16 protein-coding genes are annotated in these 18,569 nt (G+C 40.6%); 10 read left to right on the forward strand and 6 right to left on the reverse strand.

Annotated elements, in window-relative coordinates; all coding sequences use genetic code 11:
* Position 1: 1 nt before the first annotated feature.
* The 4 genes from QMA08_RS13430 (at position 2) to QMA08_RS13445 (ending at position 2,904) form a co-directional block, all read left to right on the forward strand.
* Positions 2-529 carry an SPOR domain-containing protein gene (locus QMA08_RS13430; RefSeq protein ID WP_024596311.1) on the forward strand — a complete coding sequence of 176 codons (528 nt, stop codon included), beginning with the start codon at positions 2-4 and terminating at the stop codon, positions 527-529.
* Between the two features lie 79 nt (positions 530-608).
* The gene (gene hslV / locus QMA08_RS13435) at positions 609-1,127 is read left to right on the forward strand and encodes an ATP-dependent protease subunit HslV (protein ID WP_002958366.1); all 519 of its coding nucleotides are present in this window, start codon (positions 609-611) and stop codon (positions 1,125-1,127) included.
* A gap of 11 nt (positions 1,128-1,138) precedes the next feature.
* A complete protein-coding gene (hslU, locus tag QMA08_RS13440; protein ID WP_002958365.1) occupies positions 1,139-2,467 on the forward strand; it encodes an HslU--HslV peptidase ATPase subunit in 1,329 nt (442 codons plus the stop codon).
* Positions 2,468-2,529: 62 nt separating this feature from the next.
* Positions 2,530-2,904: a gamma-butyrobetaine hydroxylase-like domain-containing protein gene (locus tag QMA08_RS13445; RefSeq protein WP_002958364.1), complete on the forward strand. Its 375-nt coding sequence runs from the start codon at positions 2,530-2,532 to the stop codon at positions 2,902-2,904.
* Positions 2,905-2,933: 29 nt separating this feature from the next.
* Here QMA08_RS13445 and QMA08_RS13450 read toward each other — a convergent pair whose 3' ends face one another.
* The 3 genes from QMA08_RS13450 to QMA08_RS13460 form a co-directional block, all read right to left on the reverse strand.
* Complete coding sequence (locus tag QMA08_RS13450; RefSeq protein WP_138488423.1) at positions 2,934-4,814, reverse strand: methyl-accepting chemotaxis protein; 1,881 nt, start codon at positions 4,812-4,814, stop codon at positions 2,934-2,936.
* A 109-nt stretch (positions 4,815-4,923) separates the two neighbouring features.
* Positions 4,924-5,955: an MJ1255/VC2487 family glycosyltransferase gene (locus tag QMA08_RS13455; RefSeq protein WP_138488422.1), complete on the reverse strand. Its 1,032-nt coding sequence runs from the start codon at positions 5,953-5,955 to the stop codon at positions 4,924-4,926.
* A complete protein-coding gene (locus QMA08_RS13460; RefSeq protein WP_138489989.1) occupies positions 5,952-6,491 on the reverse strand; it encodes a phosphatase PAP2 family protein in 540 nt (179 codons plus the stop codon). The genes QMA08_RS13455 and QMA08_RS13460 overlap by 4 nt, the downstream gene beginning before the upstream one ends.
* A 201-nt stretch (positions 6,492-6,692) precedes the next feature.
* Here QMA08_RS13460 and rraA point away from each other — a divergent pair, with 201 nt between their 5' ends.
* The gene (gene rraA / locus QMA08_RS13465) at positions 6,693-7,190 is read left to right on the forward strand and encodes a ribonuclease E activity regulator RraA (protein WP_002959955.1); all 498 of its coding nucleotides are present in this window, start codon (positions 6,693-6,695) and stop codon (positions 7,188-7,190) included.
* 1 nt (position 7,191) lies between these two features.
* Positions 7,192-8,241, forward strand: a complete 1,050-nt coding sequence (locus QMA08_RS13470; RefSeq protein WP_149602029.1) for a formimidoylglutamase — start codon at positions 7,192-7,194, stop codon at positions 8,239-8,241.
* On the opposite strand, the gene QMA08_RS13475 is transcribed toward QMA08_RS13470, so the two are convergent.
* Positions 8,238-9,902, reverse strand: coding sequence for a GGDEF domain-containing phosphodiesterase (locus tag QMA08_RS13475; protein ID WP_039485886.1), 1,665 nt, complete (start codon positions 9,900-9,902; stop codon positions 8,238-8,240). The two genes, QMA08_RS13470 and QMA08_RS13475, sit on opposite strands and share 4 nt — an antisense overlap.
* Positions 9,903-10,022: 120 nt before the next feature.
* The gene (gene hutI / locus QMA08_RS13480) at positions 10,023-11,270 is read right to left on the reverse strand and encodes an imidazolonepropionase (protein WP_290174718.1); all 1,248 of its coding nucleotides are present in this window, start codon (positions 11,268-11,270) and stop codon (positions 10,023-10,025) included.
* A 119-nt stretch (positions 11,271-11,389) separates the two neighbouring features.
* On the opposite strand from hutI, the gene hutC reads away from it, so the two are divergent.
* The 3 genes from hutC (at position 11,390) to hutH (ending at position 15,375) form a co-directional block, all read left to right on the forward strand.
* Positions 11,390-12,097, forward strand: a complete 708-nt coding sequence (hutC, locus tag QMA08_RS13485) for a histidine utilization repressor (RefSeq protein ID WP_024596303.1) — start codon at positions 11,390-11,392, stop codon at positions 12,095-12,097.
* A gap of 66 nt (positions 12,098-12,163) precedes the next feature.
* Entirely contained in the window at positions 12,164-13,837 is a 1,674-nt protein-coding gene (gene hutU / locus QMA08_RS13490) for a urocanate hydratase (RefSeq protein ID WP_290174719.1), read from the forward strand.
* 2 nt (positions 13,838-13,839) lie between these two features.
* A complete protein-coding gene (gene hutH, locus QMA08_RS13495; RefSeq protein ID WP_278382633.1) occupies positions 13,840-15,375 on the forward strand; it encodes a histidine ammonia-lyase in 1,536 nt (511 codons plus the stop codon).
* On the opposite strand, the gene QMA08_RS13500 is transcribed toward hutH, so the two are convergent.
* Positions 15,372-16,142, reverse strand: coding sequence for an NADP-binding protein (locus QMA08_RS13500; protein ID WP_039485902.1), 771 nt, complete (start codon positions 16,140-16,142; stop codon positions 15,372-15,374). The two genes, hutH and QMA08_RS13500, sit on opposite strands and share 4 nt — an antisense overlap.
* 106 nt (positions 16,143-16,248) lie before the next feature.
* On the opposite strand from QMA08_RS13500, the gene QMA08_RS13505 reads away from it, so the two are divergent.
* Positions 16,249-18,276, forward strand: coding sequence for a methyl-accepting chemotaxis protein (locus QMA08_RS13505; RefSeq protein ID WP_024596300.1), 2,028 nt, complete (start codon positions 16,249-16,251; stop codon positions 18,274-18,276).
* Positions 18,277-18,569 lie beyond the last annotated feature (293 nt).

An 18,569-nucleotide genomic window follows, 5' to 3' on the forward strand; every position in this document is an offset into this window, starting at 1 on the left:
CATGGCACAGCACGATTATATTAACAAAAAGCCTGCAGGCAGAAACAGTAAAAAAAACGCACCCGCTAAAAAACCATTTCCTATTCTTTTAGCTGTCATAGCCATCTTACTCGTCGGTGGTTTTGCTTATACATTATGGTTTATTAAAAGTAATGCAGATCCAAAACTTGTCGAAAAACAAGCAAACCCCACTGCGCCCGCAAAAGTAGAAGTGGTTATTCCACGCACACCAGAGTTTATTAAAGAAATTAGAAACCACGAGATTCAAGTTGAAGTGAAGGAACTTGAGCAAAAAGGCCCTTACGTTATGCAGTGTGGTTCGTTTAAAACCCACGCACAAGCGGAATCGCTAAAAGCTAAAATAGCATTTGCAGGCCTCATTTCTGAAATAAAACAGGCAGAAGGCAGCAATGGTACTTGGTATAAAGTGCGCTTAGGCCCTTATAAAACCAAACGCCAAGCCGAAAGTGATAAAAACAAACTTAAACGTGTAAAAATAGTCGGCTGCGGAATTTGGGGCTGGACTTGAAAATAAACCATTCACCCATATAACCTCTTCATAATCGTTTTTTACGAGTTGCCTCTGCAGCTCGATGATGAGGAATAACATGACTACTATCGTAAGTGTACGCCGTGGCGACAAGGTTGTAATTGGCGGCGATGGCCAAGTGTCTCTTGGTAATACCGTAATGAAGGGCAACGCCCGTAAAGTTCGACGTCTTTATAATGGCAAAGTAATCGCTGGTTTTGCCGGTGGTACTGCTGATGCCTTCACTCTTTTCGAACGCTTCGAAAGCAAATTAGAAATGCACCAAGGAAACCTAACTAAAGCCGCAGTAGAAATGGCTAAAGATTGGCGCAGCGACCGTGCACTTCGAAAACTCGAAGCTCTGCTCGCTGTAGCAGACGAAACAGCCTCTTTAATTATTACCGGTAATGGCGATGTGGTTCAACCTGAAAACGACCTAATTGCAATTGGCAGTGGTGGTAACTTTGCACAATCAGCGGCAACCGCCCTTTTAGAAAATACAGATTTAAGCGCTCGTGAAATAGTAGAGAAAAGCTTAACTATTGCAGGCAACATCTGCGTATTTACTAATAACTTCCAAACAATCGAAGAATTATAATAGGAACTATCATGTCTGATATGACCCCAAGAGAAATTGTTCACGAGCTAGATCAGCACATTATAGGTCAGGCTAAAGCAAAAAAAGCAGTGGCTATCGCACTTCGTAACCGCTGGCGTCGCATGCAACTAAAAGAAGATTTACGCAGCGAAGTTACACCAAAAAACATTTTAATGATTGGTCCAACCGGTGTAGGTAAAACAGAAATTGCCCGCCGATTAGCAAAACTTGCTAACGCACCCTTTATTAAAGTAGAAGCGACTAAGTTCACTGAAGTTGGCTATGTTGGTAAAGAAGTTGAGACTATCATCCGCGATTTAGTCGATGTATCAATTAAAATGACTCGCGAACAGCAGACTAAGAAATTTAAACATCGCGCCGAAGAAGCAGCAGAAGAGCGCATTTTAGATGCCCTTTTACCACCAGCGAAAGATCAATACGGCGAAACGCAGCGTGATGATAACTCATCAACTCGCCAAGCGTTCCGTAAAAAGCTACGTGAAGGTCAGCTAGACGATAAAGAAATTGAAATCGATTTAGCACAAGCACAACCAAACGTAGAAATTATGGCGCCTCCTGGTATGGAAGATATGACCAACCAGCTACAAAGCATGTTTCAAAACATGGGCGGCGATAAGCGCACTAAGCGTAAACTAAAAATCAAAGAAGCCTTCAAACTATTAACGGAAGAAGAAGCCGCTAAATTAGTAAATCCTGAAGAGCTAAAAGAACAAGCTATTTTTGCAGTAGAGCAAAACGGTATTGTGTTTATTGATGAAATAGACAAAATTTGTAAGCGCGGCGATTCGTCAGGCCCAGATGTGAGCCGAGAAGGTGTTCAGCGCGACTTACTACCGCTAATTGAAGGTTCAACTGTAAATACTAAGCACGGAATGGTTAAAACTGACCATATGCTGTTTATTGCCTCTGGTGCGTTTCAGATGGCAAAGCCATCAGATATGATCCCAGAGCTACAGGGCCGCTTACCTATTCGAGTAGAACTTGAAGCACTTACTGCAGATGACTTTAAACGCATCCTTACAGAGCCTCATGCATCGCTTACCGAGCAACAACGAGAGCTGCTTAAAACTGAGCAGGTATCGATTGAGTTTAGCGACGATGCAATTGAGCGTATTGCCAAAGCAGCTTGGCAAGTTAACGAGAAAACCGAAAACATCGGTGCTCGTCGTCTACACACTGTAATGGAAAGATTGATGGAAGAAATTTCATACGATGCTTCTGAAAAAGCAGGCTCGTCATTAGTAATCGACGCCGCTTATGTTGAAAAACACTTAGGTGCACTTGTTGAAGATGAAGACTTAAGCCGCTTTATTCTATAAAACGAATATAAACGTTATACTAAAAGCCTCCAGATTGGGGGCTTTTTAATGGGATATATTAAATGAAACACGTAACAAAAGTGCATTACCACAGTGTAAGTAAAAATCTAGATGTTTACTTTGATGATGACAGTAAAGCTGTATTTAGCTGTGAGTTTTTACGTGTACACTCCCCTTCAGCTGAAGTGCAGGGCCATGGCTCTGGCCCAATGAAGCTAGTACTTAATAAGCAAGCTGTAGGAATAAAAAGTATTGTACCTGTTGGGCATTACGCACTTCGTTTAGATTTTGACGATGGCCATAACAGCGGACTATTTAGCTGGCGCTACTTTGAAAAACTACAACAGCAACAAGATACATTGTGGAGTGAATATTTAGCGCGGGTAACTGAACACGAAAAAAGTAAAGATAGCGTGCCTATAAAATTTGTTCCTTAAACTTTATAGGCCCGTTCTATTAAGCGTTATTAAACCTTAAATTTATCAATTGCAGTGAACAGAACGCGAGCCTGCTCAGAGACCTCTTCACTTGTTTGCGCATTGTTAGCAGCATGTTCAGTTGCGTCTTGTGCAATATCGCGAATTCTTACTACATTTTTATTAACCTCTGATGCCACTTGGCTTTGCTCATCAATAGCAACTGCTATTTGAGAGCTCATTTCCATTATTGTTTGTACATCCTCAGTAATTGCGCCCAATAGCTCACCTGCTTTAATTGCTTGTGAGGCACTTTCATCACCTTGAGAGCGACATTTGTGCATAATACTCACCACTTCTTGAGTACGCTGCTGTAAGGTACTTATAATACCTTCAATCTCACTTGTAGACTCTTGAGTACGCTTTGCTAATGAACGAACCTCATCTGCAACAACAGCAAAACCACGACCATACTCACCAGCACGGGCCGCTTCTATTGCCGCATTAAGTGCAAGTAAATTTGTTTGATCTGCAATCGCTCGAATTACATCAAGCACTGAACCAATTGTTTCACCATCTTTTTCAAGTTGCGACACTACATTTGATGCATTCCCCAGCGAATCAGATAGGGCCCTAATGTGCTTAACGGTAGAATCTACTTCACTACGCCCTTGTTGTGCACTTAAATTTGTTGACTCTGCTTTTTTCGCAGCCGCCTCAGTATTATGTGAAATATCCTGAATCGTCGCCTGCATTTCGGTGGCTGCAGTTGCAACCATGTCGGCTTCATGTAGTTGCTCTTGCATACCAGAGCTTGTTGCTGCGGTACTTTCTGATAAATGCTCTGTTGCTACATTAAGCGTGTTTAAAGCACCATTAACTTCGTTAATTAAGTTCTTAAAATCGCCTATTAAGCTATTAAAGTCGACCGTCATGGTGGTAATTTCGTCTTTACCAGTTTGCTCTATCATCACGCTCAAATCATTATTACGACGAATATCGTTAATAGTGTGATAAACCCGCTCAATAGGTACAATAATGGAGTGGCTTGTAAAATAAACGAGTGCTAATACAATCACACCTGCAATCACAAATACCAAAATAGCTAAAAATTGAGCCTGCTCTACACTTTGTTCTACTTGTAACTTAGTGTCTTTAACGATTTTAGAAACAATGGCGTCGCTTTTATCTACACTGTCACGCATTACTCCAAGTGCGCCTGACTCAAGATCTAGCCCTAGCTTAGTTTGCGCCTGCACAAGTGTTTGAAATTCGCTTTGGTATATATCAATCAAAGGATTAATTTGTGCTTTATAGTCGCTTGGCAGCTGTGCTGCAGCTATCTGCTGCTTAAATGTATTAATTCCCTCATTAAAACGCCCTAGGTACTTAATATCAAATCTCAGCATGAAATCTTTTTCTGAGCGTCTTAGTTGCAGCATTGACGACACCAGTTGGTAATTTTGCTGCTCTTTTAATAGTTGCTCAACTTCATGAACCGAGCTTCTAAGCTTGCCATATAACCCGTCGGTCGGGGTTAAACCAATTTCTTTTTGAAGCTTAACAACAGTATTAAAATCATTATTATAGCTATTTATTAGTTGCTCAAAGCGCTGAACTTGCTCCTGTGCAATACCTTGGTTAGCCATTAACTGTTGTAACTTTTTTACTTTATCACTTAACTGCTCAAAATCCGTTTCAAATGCAGTTAACGCGTCTTCTTGTTTATAAAACAAAAAGTTTTTTTCATGTTTACGCAATGCTAATGCATGTACGTTGAGCTCTTCTGCTAATTGAATAGTCTTGTTTAAGCTCAGGGTTGTACGTGATTCAAAAATAATCACGCATAAAAGGACCACCATTGCTAAACCAACAACGACTGCGTTTAATTGTAAACGTCGTTTGATTGTTAAGTTTTGTAAAAAATTCATCGCTAACGCCTTTTTTAAATATGCATTTTTATTATAGCTAATAGATCAAAAGCGACTAATTAATTTAACTTTTTATTATTGGTAATTTTAAACAGTTTAAATGTGATGGCTATAAGGCGACACTATCCCACAAACCTTTATGTAACGATTGTGTGTTATTCCATTGTTGTTTAACCAACCAATCAATTAAAGGCGCGGGGTCGCTGGGGTAATTTATTTGCTTGTTTTGCGGCGCGCTATTCCAATCATCAAGGGCTTGTGGGTTTAAATAGTTCATAACATGCGCCATGCCCATGGCAAATAAAGTTTGTGCATTTGCTGCTTGCTCAAACTGACCATCTAAAGGCTTTAATAGTAACTTTTTACCTAACTTAAGCGCTTCACTGGCAAGCTCAAATCCCGCATTACCAATAACGCCACTTGTGTTTGCTAAGTCGTTTAAAAAACCAGAGCGTGAAGGGGCACGTAAATGTATATGTCCAAAAGACTGATTGCAGGCATTTGGGTGATAGCAATAAAATTCTTTTTCGGGAAAGTCTTTTAAATAATCAACAACGCTATCTAAGTTTTCGAAAGGTAAATATACCAATACCTTGTTCATTACGGCTACAGGGTTGTCGTGATTATGATGAGCAATAAAAGGCGGTATTATATTATTTGCAAATGGTTGCCAGTGCACGCCTAAATAGGTAGTCGCTGGTGCATAATGCTTGATAAGTGATTTTCTCAGTACGCCACGACCAAACATAGGTACGTTATCTGACAAAAATGCTGCTTGGTGACTAATGCCAATAACGGGTATACCTGCCCGTTTTGCAGCCCATGCTGTCACAGGCTCGAAGTCGTTAAGTACAAAATCGTACTGTTTTATCTCAAGCGATTTTATATCACTCACCAACTTACAAATTCGCATGTTTTTAAGTGTTTTTAAATTTTTAACTTGCCCATTTTCAGTGCTAAACGATAAACCGCGATACGCTTTATAATCTGAGAATTCGTGCATATCAAAGTAATCTTTATTTGCGCGCCCTGAAAACACATAATCAACATCAATACCGAGCTTATTAAAGCAGCTTGCCATAACCCGAGCGCGCGTTATATGACCATTACCGGTACCTTGCACTCCATACAATATTTTCATGCAGGCACCACAAGTGCTAACGCAAATAAACCACAAAAACTACCAATCGTTGCGCCTATTATAATATCAGCAGGAAAGTGCACACCTAATACCACACGAGACATAGCAACGCCGGTAGCCCAACTAAATAGTAGTAATGCATATTCTGGAAAAAAATGGCTTAATATAATTGCCACTAAAAAGGCAGCAGCACTGTGACCCGATGGTAAACTAAATTTATCGCTTGGTACTATATAGGCATTTGTTACTAAGCAGTCGCATGGACGGATCCGAGCAAATCTATTTTTAGCTAGTAGGTAAATAGGTCTTTCTATAGCAAAACCAATTAATATAGTGACAGGCAATAATTGGTGCTGTTCATTATTACTAAGCCACCACACTGCTAAGCATATTAATATATAAAGCCCACCATCACCGCTTTTAGACAAACCAAAGGCCATTATTTTAAACCACCTCGGTGAATTGCAATTAAACAAAGTTAAAAATAATTGCTCATCTATCTGAGTTACCTTTTTAAGCATATTATTATTCATCACCATCCCTCATTGCATAACATATGAACACCGATTTAGCTTATGTGTTGTAAATAACAATTGAGTGACGCTTTTAATACACTATTATTGCGATTAATGATTTAGCGCTTGTTTTGCCTAAATTTACTGCGATTAAGTCGTTGTTATTGCTTATAAGGAGGGTATACTGAGATATAAATTAATGTACCTTTTGAGGATAAAATAATGGATTACAGCACTTCTGATTTATGCGACCACTTTGCTGACGTGGTTGACGTGCTAGAGCCTATGTTCATCAACTTTGGTGGTCGACACAGCTTTGGTGGCCGCATTAAAACGGTTAAATGTTTTGAAAATAATGAACTCATCCGCGAATTACTTTCTCAAGATGGTACAGACCTAGTACTTCTTATTGATGGTGGCGGCTCAACTCGTCGCGCACTAATCGACATTGAACTGGCTGAGCTAGCACTTGAAAACAACTGGAATGGTATTGTTGTTTACGGCGCAGTACGCCACGTTGATGAGCTTGAAGAGCTTGATTTAGGCATTCAAGCAATTGCTTCAATCCCTGTTGCAGCCGACAGCGAAGGTGCTGGTGAAGATGCTATAGGCGTTAACTTTGCTGGGGTATCATTTTTTGATGACGACTTTATTTATGCTGATAGCACAGGCATTGTTTTATCTGCAGAAGAATTAGAGTTGGAAGTTGTAGAAGTATAACGTGACCTCCCATTTAAAAGTATATGATGAAAGCGCGGTTAGAACACTTTGCTCTACCCGCGCAAATGAGAAAAAGGCATGGCAATCAATGGCCTTGCTCGACACCCAAGTAAACCTGCAACAAGCACTTGTTGACGCTGCTCAATTTGGTATCCGCTATGTACTTCTGGGTATTTGCGAAGATATCGGCCCAAAAGCAAACTTAGGAAATGGCGGTGCAAACGAAGCATGGCCGGCTTTTTTAAAACGCTTTTTAAACCAACCTCACAATCAATTTATTGCCACTCAAAAAGTGCTTTTATTGGGTGAAGTTAATACTGATGATTTAATGGCGCAAAGCAACCAGCTTAATAATCAGCAAGGCCAGCAATTAACTCAATTACGAGATTTATGCCAACAGCTTGATGAACGCGTAGAGTCGTTATTGAGCCTTATTTTTAAAGCGGGGCTTGAGCCAATCGTTATTGGCGGAGGTCATAACAATTGCTTGGGAATTATCCGTGCCCTGAGTAAGTCAAAAAATACACCTATTAATGCTATCAACTTTGACCCTCATGCCGACTTTAGAGAATGTGAAGGTCGCCATAGCGGCAATGGCTTTCGCTACGCTTATAACGAGCAACATCTAAGTAATTACCACGTTATTGGCTTACATGAGATAAAAAACAATCAAGCAATTATAGATGCAATGAGTGAAGCTAACTTTACGTTTGATAGCTATCAATCAATACAAGTTAAGCGAAAAATTACACTCACGCAGGCAATTGAAAACGCATTAAGTAATTTTAACGATTTACCACTGGGTATTGAAGTTGATTTAGATAGTATTACTTACATGCCGGTTAGTGCGTACACATGTTGCGGATTTAGTGTGAATGACACTGAGCACTTTGTGCATTTAGCAGCAAACCATCGCCACTCTAAGTACTTACATTTATGTGAAGCGGCGCCTAGCCAGCACCCTAACGGAGTTGAGGCCGGTGCTGCCCATGTAGGACAAGTGATCAGTGCACTTGTGAATAGCTACCTACAAGCCAAAGAAAACACTTAGCGCTGCTGAACTAATCGCCACTCTTTTAGCCAGCTCATTAAACCGATACTACTTAGCGGGTGACCAAAGTAATAACCTTGGGCAGCATAACCTTTTAAGCTTTTTACAAACTTAAGTTGCTCAAGTGTTTCTACCCCTTCAAAAATCACTTTTGTTTTTTGTTGGCTATGCATTTCAACCATTCCGCTAACTAAACTGCGTATATTGTTTTGATTACTAAAGTCAGCAGTAAGTGAAGGTGAAACCTTAATATACTCTACCGCTAAACTTGGTAACTTAGAAAGCAGTACCGGGTTATCACCAAGTCCATCAACACATACTTTTAAGCCTATGTTATTAAGCCTTGCGATCATGCCTCTGCCTTTATCATCTAGTCCCGCAAAAATATGCAAAGGGCATTCAACAATTAAATCGCCAGCTTCCAAGTGATGCTCACTTAAAACAACATCAACAAATTCAATAAACTCTTCGTTAAGCATTTCAGGACCAAATACGTTAATGCTAAGCGGTATAGAAATACCTTCTATTCTAAGCGCCATTGCAAGCTCAGCGGCTCTCTCTATTACAAATTTAGCGAGTGGATAACCAAGCCCTGCAATTCTTATGTCGTCGATAAACCTGTTAGCGGATAAAATTCCTTGCTTAGGGTGCTGCCAACGCAGTAGTAATTCTAAAAACTCAATTTGACCGTTTTCGTTACAAATAATAGGCTGAAAATAAAGCTCTAACTCACTCGAAAAATCAATATTTGCTAATTCTTTTAGTCGCGCTTGTTGCTCTCGCAATTCAATCATCATTTGTTGATGATAAGGCACAACCTTGCGATCTGGGTGGCTATCGAGTGCCAGATATGCGTACGATATTAAATTATCAAAGTTGTTATCTTGCTCATTACAATCAACATAACTCGCTCTCGCTTTTACTTCTACAGTGCAGTTAGCAACATTAAATGGCTTAAGCGTTGCACCCAGTATTTGGTCAATAACTAATTCATGTAAGTGCTTTTGATTCGCGAAACTACAAATAAATGCAAAGTTAAGACCCCCTAAGTGGGCTAGCTTTTCTTGCCCAGTTAAAGTCACTATTTCGTCACTTGAAAGTAGCTCTTTTATTCGATTAGCCGATTGCGCTAACAGTATATCGCCAAAGTCGCGTCCAATATGCTGGTTAACTTGCTCAAAGCCTTCAAGGCGAATAACGATTAACGCTGCGCTTATTTGTTTGTTGTCGCACCATGTATAGTAACCTTGGCGTAACTGTTTTCTATCTGCAAAAACTGAAAGCGGAGACTCTTCAATAAATGCATCACCTTCAGGTTCTGGCTCTATAACGACTTCTATTTCAGCACTTTCATCATTTAAAAAGCCAACAATAGCTAATAATAATATTGCTAACACAACCCAAAATAGCGGAACTTCCAATAATAAATGAGCTGAAAATAGAACAACAAATAAAAGACCAGCCATTGAGCTGGTAATTATCATGCTCCAATTATTTCGCTCAAATGCTTGCCATAAGTGAAAACAAAACCCAAAGGCTAGTAAAATAGCAAGCCAAGCCGCACCGCTGCTTAAGATAGCTAAACCAACAGCAGCTGTGCATAAATAACTAAATTTAATACTGGTATTTTTAACAGCAAATAAAGTGGCGATCATCGCCATTAATAGTGCACCACTAAAAAATATTGGGAAATTACTGTCGGTTAGTATGTTCAAATTAACGGCATCCGTATTCGCTAAGAAAGTTTAAACCAAGTTATATGTGGGTAAAAATAATACAAACTAATTAATTCTACCCAAAATCCATAAATTTAACAGTTTATTTACGCCAAATTGGTAACTTAATTGTGATGGATGACTTATTTGCCAATGCGCAATATCAGCTCTTGCGCCAACCTTTAAAATACCACGGTCGTCTAACCCTAGTGCTTTAGCAGCATTGCGAGTAACACCAGCTAATGCTTGCTCAGGTGTTAATCTAAACAATGTGCATGCCATGTTCATCATCAAGTGCACTGAGCACAGCGGTGAAGTACCTGGGTTAAAATCACTCGCAATAGCTATCGGTACTTTATATTGATTAAGTAATTCAATAGGTGGGAATTTAGTCTCTCTTAAAAAATAAAATGCACCTGGCAATAACACCGCTACCGTCCCAGCGTCTGCCATGGCTTTTACACCCTCTTCATCTAGATGCTCAATATGATCCGCCGAAAGGCCATTAAACTGCGCCACCAGCTGAGAACCCTGTTGATTAGATAGCTGCTCAGCATGGCATTTTACTGGGAGGTTGTGCTTTTTAGCCGCCTGGAAAACACGTTTGGTTTGCGAATAACTAAACCCTACATTTTCACAAAATACATCGACTGCATCAGCAAGATTATTAGCCACTACCTGATCAAGCATGTCAGTACACACTAAATCAATATATTCATCAGCACGGCCTTTGTATTCAGGCGGTAGAGCATGCGCCCCTAAAAAAGTAGTTTTAATATCAATAGGGTGATGTTCACCTAATAAACGAGCGACGTCTAATATTTTTATCTCGTTTTCAGTATCTAGCCCATAACCAGACTTTATTTCAACGGTGGTTACACCTTCTTTTAACAACGTATTTAAGCGATCTTTTGCATCTACAAACAATTGTTCACGGTCGGCTGCTCTTGTGGCTTTAACCGTACTTGCTATGCCACCACCTTGTGCTGCGATTTGCTCATAACTTACGCCTTGCAAACGCTGTTCAAACTCTTGCGATCTTGAACCTGCAAATACTAAGTGAGTATGGCAATCTATTAAGCCCGGCGTTAACCATTGCCCTTTTACACTCAATGTCGGCGTTGCAAACACATCAAAACTAGGCAATGTTGATTGCTCTCCAATCCACGCAATTTTACCATTTTTAATGGCTATAGCAGCATTTTCAATTGCGCCATAAGGGGCATTTATATTGCTATCCATAGTGGCAATATTGGCATCAGTTAAAAGTAAGTCGATTTCTTCTAACTCATAATTTTGTGTTGTGCTTTGCATTTTACAGCCCTTTTTACGCCCAGAGTGATGAAAATATAGTCTAACAACCCGTCTTGTATATACAAGGTAATTGTGTCATCTTATTTATATAGTTTATTTTTAATGTAACCATAAATTTAATGACGACACCTAAATTTGCGCAAATAAAACAATTCATTGTTGATAAAATTCGCAGCGGTACGTGGCAAGAAAACCAACGTGTTCCCTCTGAAAACGAACTAAGTAGTCAATTTAGTGTAAGCAGGATGACAGCCCGCAGAGCACTAAGCGAATTAACCGAGGCAGGTATTTTAACCCGCAGCCAAGGGTTAGGTACATTTGTAGCTACATTTAAATCGCAGTCATCGTTACTTGAAATAAAAAATATTGCTGATGAAGTAAAAGAGCGTAACGGCAACTACACCTGTAGTGTACTCATACTCGAATCAATAAATGCAGTCGCACCTATTGCCATTGCACTTGGTGTTGAGGTTGACAGTGTTGTATATCGAAGTGTACTTGTGCATAACGAAAATGACAGCCCTTTGCAGCTAGAAGAGCGTTTTGTAAATCCTGCCCTTGCGACTGGCTACTTACAACAAGACTTCAGCACGCTTACACCACATGAATATCTATCTAGTGTTGCCCCACTTACCCAAGCAAGGCATACAGTAGAGGCCATTATGCCAAACAGCGAAATGTGCCAATGGTTAAACTTATATAATGAAGAGCCATGCTTACAAGTGATCCGACGCACCTGGTCTGTTAAAGGCATTGTAAGCTTTGCGCGCCTTGTATCACCTGGCAGTAAATATCGCTTAGGTGGCCACTTAACATTTAAAAAATAACAAACAATAGCGCTTACTGCGCTTTTTTTATAACAAATCATCTTGTATATACAACAGGAGCAAAACATGAACAACCGACTCGACACAAGTCGCGTAATACGTGCACCTCATGGAGATAAAATAAGTGCTAAAAGCTGGCAAACAGAAGCTGCTAAGCGCATGCTAATGAATAACTTAGACCCTGAAGTTGCAGAGCATCCTCATGCACTTGTTGTATATGGTGGTATTGGCCGAGCAGCTCGTGATTGGCCAAGTTATGACAAAATTATAGAAACCCTCGATAGGCTCGAAAGCGACGAAACCCTGCTTGTACAATCAGGAAAACCCGTTGGTGTATTTAAAACCCACAGCAATGCCCCTCGCGTGCTTATTGCTAACTCAAATCTTGTTCCACACTGGGCAAATTGGGAGCACTTTAACGAGCTCGATAAAAAAGGCTTGATGATGTACGGGCAAATGACGGCGGGTTCTTGGATTTATATTGGCTCGCAAGGCATAGTACAAGGAACTTACGAGACCTTTGTAGCTATGGCAAAGCAACATTTTGCAGGTAGCGCTAGTGGTAAGTGGGTATTAACAGGTGGTCTTGGTGGTATGGGCGGTGCGCAACCACTTGCAGCTACAATGGCTGGGTTTAGTGCACTGGTTGTTGAATGTGATGAAAGCCGTATCGATTTTCGTATAAAAACAGGCTACGTTGATGTAAAAGCAACAAGTCTTGAACACGCACTGCAATTAATAACCGATGCATGTGTTAAAGGTAAAGCCCTCTCAGTGGGTTTACTAGGTAACGCTGCCGATATTTTTAGTACACTGGTTAAAACAGGCATTACCCCTGATGTAGTAACAGATCAAACATCAGCTCACGATCCATTAAATGGTTACTTACCACAAGGCTGGACAATGGAGTACGCAGCAAAAATGCGTGAGCAAGATCCAAAAGCTGTAGTAAAAGCCGCTAAACAATCAATGGCAGTCCAAGTTAAAGCTATGCTGGCACTACAAAAAGCCGGTGCCGCCACTACTGATTACGGTAATAATATTCGTCAAATGGCGTTTGATGAGGGTGTTACCAACGCGTTTGATTTTCCTGGATTTGTGCCTGCATATATTCGCCCTTTATTTTGTGAAGGGATTGGACCATTTAGATGGGTAGCATTATCAGGCGACCCTGAAGATATATATAAAACCGACGCTAAAGTAAAAGAGCTTATTCCTGATGATGCACATTTGCATAACTGGCTTGATATGGCGCGGGAACGCATACAATTTCAAGGTTTACCTGCACGTATTTGCTGGGTTGGACTTAAAGATAGAGCGCGCCTTGCACTGGCCTTTAATGAAATGGTTAAAAATGGCGAACTTAAAGCCCCTATAGTTATTGGTCGCGATCACCTCGACTCTGGCTCAGTTGCCAGCCCTAACCGCGAAACAGAGAGCATGAAAGATGGCTCAGATGCAGTATCAGATTGGCCATTACTCAACGCACTGCTTAATACCGCAAGTGGCGCTACTTGGGTGTCGCTTCACCATGGTGGCGGTGTAGGCATGGGATTTAGTCAGCACTCTGGTGTAGTTATTGTTGCCGATGGTACTGATGAAGCTAAAGAGCGTATTGCTCGCGTACTGTGGAACGACCCTGCAACGGGTGTAATGCGCCATTCTGATGCCGGATACGACATAGCAAAAAACTGCGCTAAAGAACAAAATTTAGACCTACCTATGTTAAACGAGGAATGATCATGTTCGAACTTACTCTCACACCCGGATCACTTGATTTAAACACACTAAGAAAAATTAATAATTCACCGGTAAAGTTAAGCCTTGCAAAGCATGCCGAGTCGCAAATAGCAGCCAGCGCGCAAACCGTTCAAAACGTTATTAATGAACACCGCACTGTGTACGGAATTAACACCGGCTTTGGATTATTAGCCAATACCAAAATTGCCGACGACGAACTTGAATTGTTACAGCGCTCCATTGTTCTTTCACACGCTGCAGGTATTGGCGAATACATGGATGACAGCACAGTAAGGTTAATGATCACCTTAAAAGTAAACTCGCTTTCACGTGGCTATTCGGGCATTCGCCTGCAAGTAATCCAATTTTTTATGCAGCTGCTTAGTAGCGAAGTATATCCATGCGTGCCTAAAAAAGGCTCCGTGGGGGCATCGGGAGATTTAGCTCCTCTTGCGCATATGTGTCTACCTTTATTAGCTGAAGGTCAAATGCGACATAAAGGAGAAATAATTAGCGCAGCACAAGGGTTAAAAATAGCGGGACTTGAACCCCTTACCCTTGCAGCCAAAGAAGGCTTAGCATTATTAAATGGCACACAAGCGTCGACTGCGTTTGCACTACAAGGCCTATTTAGAAGCGAGAACTTATATGCACAAAGCTGCGTTATCGGATCAATAAGCATAGAAGCTGCAATGGGCAGTCGCGCGCCATTTGATGCACGTATTCATGAAATTCGCGGCCAACGTGGTCAAATAGACACCGCTCAAGTATTTAGAGAGCTACTCGATACGCACTCTCAGATTAGTAGCTCCCACGTCAATTGTGAAAAAGTACAAGATCCATACTGCCTTCGCTGCCAACCTCAAGTGCTAGGTGCTTGTCTAACTCAGATACGCCAAGCCGCAGAAGTGTTGCTATGCGAGTCAAACGGTGTAACCGACAATCCGCTAGTTTTTGCCGATGTAGGCGACATAATATCGGGCGGAAACTTTCATGCAGAACCCGTTGCAATGGCCGCCGATAACTTAGCTATCGCAATTGCCGAAATTGGTGCATTAGCAGAAAGGCGAATTGCATTACTTATCGATTCAAACCTATCCAAATTACCGCCATTTTTAGTTGAAAACGGGGGGGTAAATTCAGGATTTATGATTGCCCAAGTTACCGCAGCAGCGCTTGCATCAGAAAACAAATCATTAGCGCATCCGGCTTCGGTCGATAGCTTGCCTACATCTGCAAATCAAGAAGATCATGTTTCTATGGCAACCTTTGCAGCAAGGCGCTTAGATGAAATGGCCAATAATACCCAAGGTGTTTTGGCAATAGAATGGTTAGCATCGGTTCAAGGGCTAGAATTTAGAAAGCCGCTTGAACCATCAAATAAAGTGCAAAGCGCTAAAGCATTGTTACGCGAGCATGTAAGTTATTATGATAAAGACCGCTACTTTGCTCCCGATATCGAAGCTGCTAATACATTACTAAGTGAAGGTAAGCTATGCGACTTTATAGAGAGCAGTCCCCTGCCTTCAGGATATTAAATACCGTGCTGATAGCTAAACCCTAAGGCTTCAATGGCTGAGCCTAATATTTTTCGCTCAGCCGAATCAGTTCCTGTAAACGTTGGCATTTCACCACCATGTTGCTGACACTTCATAGCGTAGTATTCAGCTTTTTTGGGGTGCGCAGGATTAACCACATTATAAATATTTTGCCCTACTTGCCAGTGCTCTATCACCGCAAAAATAGCATTAATTACATCTTGTTGATGCACCATATTTACCACTTGCTCACTTGATGTATTGAGCTCTTTACCTGCCACAAAACGCCCCGGTTCTCTATTAGGCCCTAGTAAGCCAGCTAAACGAAGTATTTTGCCATCTTGTTCAAGCACTTGCTCTTCAGCTTCGTAAAGCTTTATTTGGCGCTCGTTTGTGCATGAAATATCGCTACTTTCACTATATACACCAGGCTCTTGATCGTACACCCCGGTTGATGAGCACAATAAAAAGCCCTTTGCGTTTAGCTCCTTTGAAAGCTTAAGCGCTGCGGTGAGTGTTTCAGGATAATTACTTTCACTGTGTCTGCTACGGGGTGGAATAGCACATACCCAATAAGCATCTTGTAAATCAACTTGATGCCTTAATTGTCCATCTTCAAGTGTAAACTGACGCTCAAAGTCAAACTCGTGTATATCTGTTCTATGCGTTCCTTGTACTTGCCAGTCAGCTTTTTGTGCACTTACGCATAAAGCATGTCCTAACCAGCCTGCACCTAATACTACTAATTTATTACTTTTATTTGTCATTTTTGTATAAGCCTTTATTTTAAACGCATAATTAGTTCTTTCTATCTAACTTTATAGAGATTTTAAGTAAGATATGATTTCATAAATAATAAAAATATGTGTACTCATGCTAAATAATTTATCATTACGGAAGAAAATATTATTATTGATTGGTGGAACAATTACCGTTTTACTAATTATCGCCTCAACATTTTTTGTTAAACACATTGCCAATCTCTCTAGAGAAAACATAGAAAACGAAGCACAAAGTTATCTACAGACCGAGCAACTTTCAATGCAAAGTTACTTCGCGATGTACGGTAAAATGGTATCAACCTTTGTTAATAACCCACATTTAATCAACTTTTTTGAAAATTGGGATACGCGCGATCAAGCACTCGAAAGCGCGCCAGGTTACAACGAAGTAAACCAAGACTTTGTGCGTTTAAGCTCAAATGACGAAAACATTTTATCGGCCTTTTTTGCCTCAGCAACCACCGGTGAATACTTTAAAGAAAACGAGCGTACAAGTCACTACAACGGCCAGCCTTATTACGCCTACAAGCGTGGGTGGTGGCAAGAAGCCATGCAAGTTAACAAGCTTTACGTAGGTCCAATCTCTGTTGATTTAACCACAGGCGTAGCATCCGCAGTAGTACAACAACCTGTTTATAACGCTCAGCGAAAACTCATTGGTATGGGCGGTGTTGATTTACAATTAAACAAAATTAACGACATGGTCGAAAATATTCGCTTTAACGGCCAAGGTTATGGATTTTTACTCGATGGCAATCAAAAAGTAGTACATTTTTCAAAGGCCACTGGGCATAAACTTTCAATTACAGATGAAGGTGCAAACGGTAAAGAAGGGCTCGATGCGCTTGAGCAACAATTTACAAATACAGCAGGCTTTAAAGAGTTAAATACACAAATGCGAAATAACCTTGAAGGCAGCCAAATGGTTACTTTTAAAGGTGAGCAGTTTTATGTGGTTTACCATCGTTTGCAGCTAGAGCAGCCTTATATAGATTGGTATGTAGGTCTACTTATCCCAACTACTATGATTGAAGAGCCCGTAAATGCCGCAGTAACCGCTACAACAACGGCGGTAATTATTATCTTAATCATTATATTAGCCATGATTTTATGGGCTACCCACATGATTTCAAAACCCATTACAACGCTTACACACATTATGCGTGATATAGCATCGGGCGAAGGCGATCTTACTCAAAAAATTGATATTAATAGTCAAGATGAAGTGGGACAGCTGGCCAACCACATGAACACTTTTATTGATAAGTTGCACGCCATGATGCTTGATACCGCAGCGCAAGCAGAACAACTAAGTAATGCAGCGGCCCAGCTAAGAAGTGTTTCTGAGAAAACAAATTCTGAAATTCAGCAAGAGAAGCAGCAAGTTGATAGCGTGAGCGCAGCGGTAACTGAAATGGCGACTACTGTGCTTGAAATATCACGTAACGCACAACACACAAATAACGCAGCTGAAGAAGTACAAGCAATTACAGCTGAAGGAGCTAGCCGTTCTACACAGGCGCAAACAGTAATGACTGAACTGGCATTACATATTGGCGAAGCATCTAAAGTGGTTGCAGGTCTTGAGCAAGAAAGTAATAACATTGGTGCGTTAGTCGATGTAATTAATTCCATTGCAGATCAAACCAACTTACTTGCACTTAATGCGGCTATAGAGGCTGCTCGTGCAGGTGAACACGGTAGAGGCTTTGCCGTTGTAGCTGATGAAGTACGTTCACTAGCAAGTCGCACACAAGAATCAACAGACGATATTCGAAATATGATTTCGCGCTTGCAGCAAATAGCTCAACAAGCCTCAGTAATGATGCAACAAGGACAAGATCAAACCGAGGGCTCAGTGCTTCAAACTAAAGAAGTGCTTAGCTCACTTCACAATATTGCGCAGTCGGTTACTAAAGTACAAGACCAAAGTCATCAAATAGCCACATCTACCGAGGAGCAAACTGTTGTTGCTGAAGATATTAATACGAGCCTTTCGGCAATTAATAACTTAGTGAACAGTACCGCTGACCATGCGCACACCCTCGCTGACGAAGCTCGTGACTTAAGTGATTTAGCTGCGGCGCTTAACAAAACGGTTAATCAATTTAAATTATAAAACATTCATTTTATAGTTGTGTTTAAGCGTAAAACTTAAGCGCAACTATAACCCTTGTTTTTAATTTATTTAGCACCATATCTTTACAGTTCGCTGCTATTTTTACTGTAATTGAGTAATACAAAGTGATTTTTACGAACCAGATCAAATTTTTCGATTTTATACACCGATCTTTTTATTGAGATAGTTTGTTGTTTGGCAGAGTCTGGTATAGTAGCGCACGTAATAAACAGTGCTTTTTGAACGGTTTAATACAAAATTGCTAATTAATATGTTCTAAGTGTTACTTAAAA

The organism is Pseudoalteromonas sp. APC 3355 (assembly GCF_030407615.1).
Lineage (GTDB): Bacteria > Pseudomonadota > Gammaproteobacteria > Enterobacterales > Alteromonadaceae > Pseudoalteromonas > Pseudoalteromonas distincta.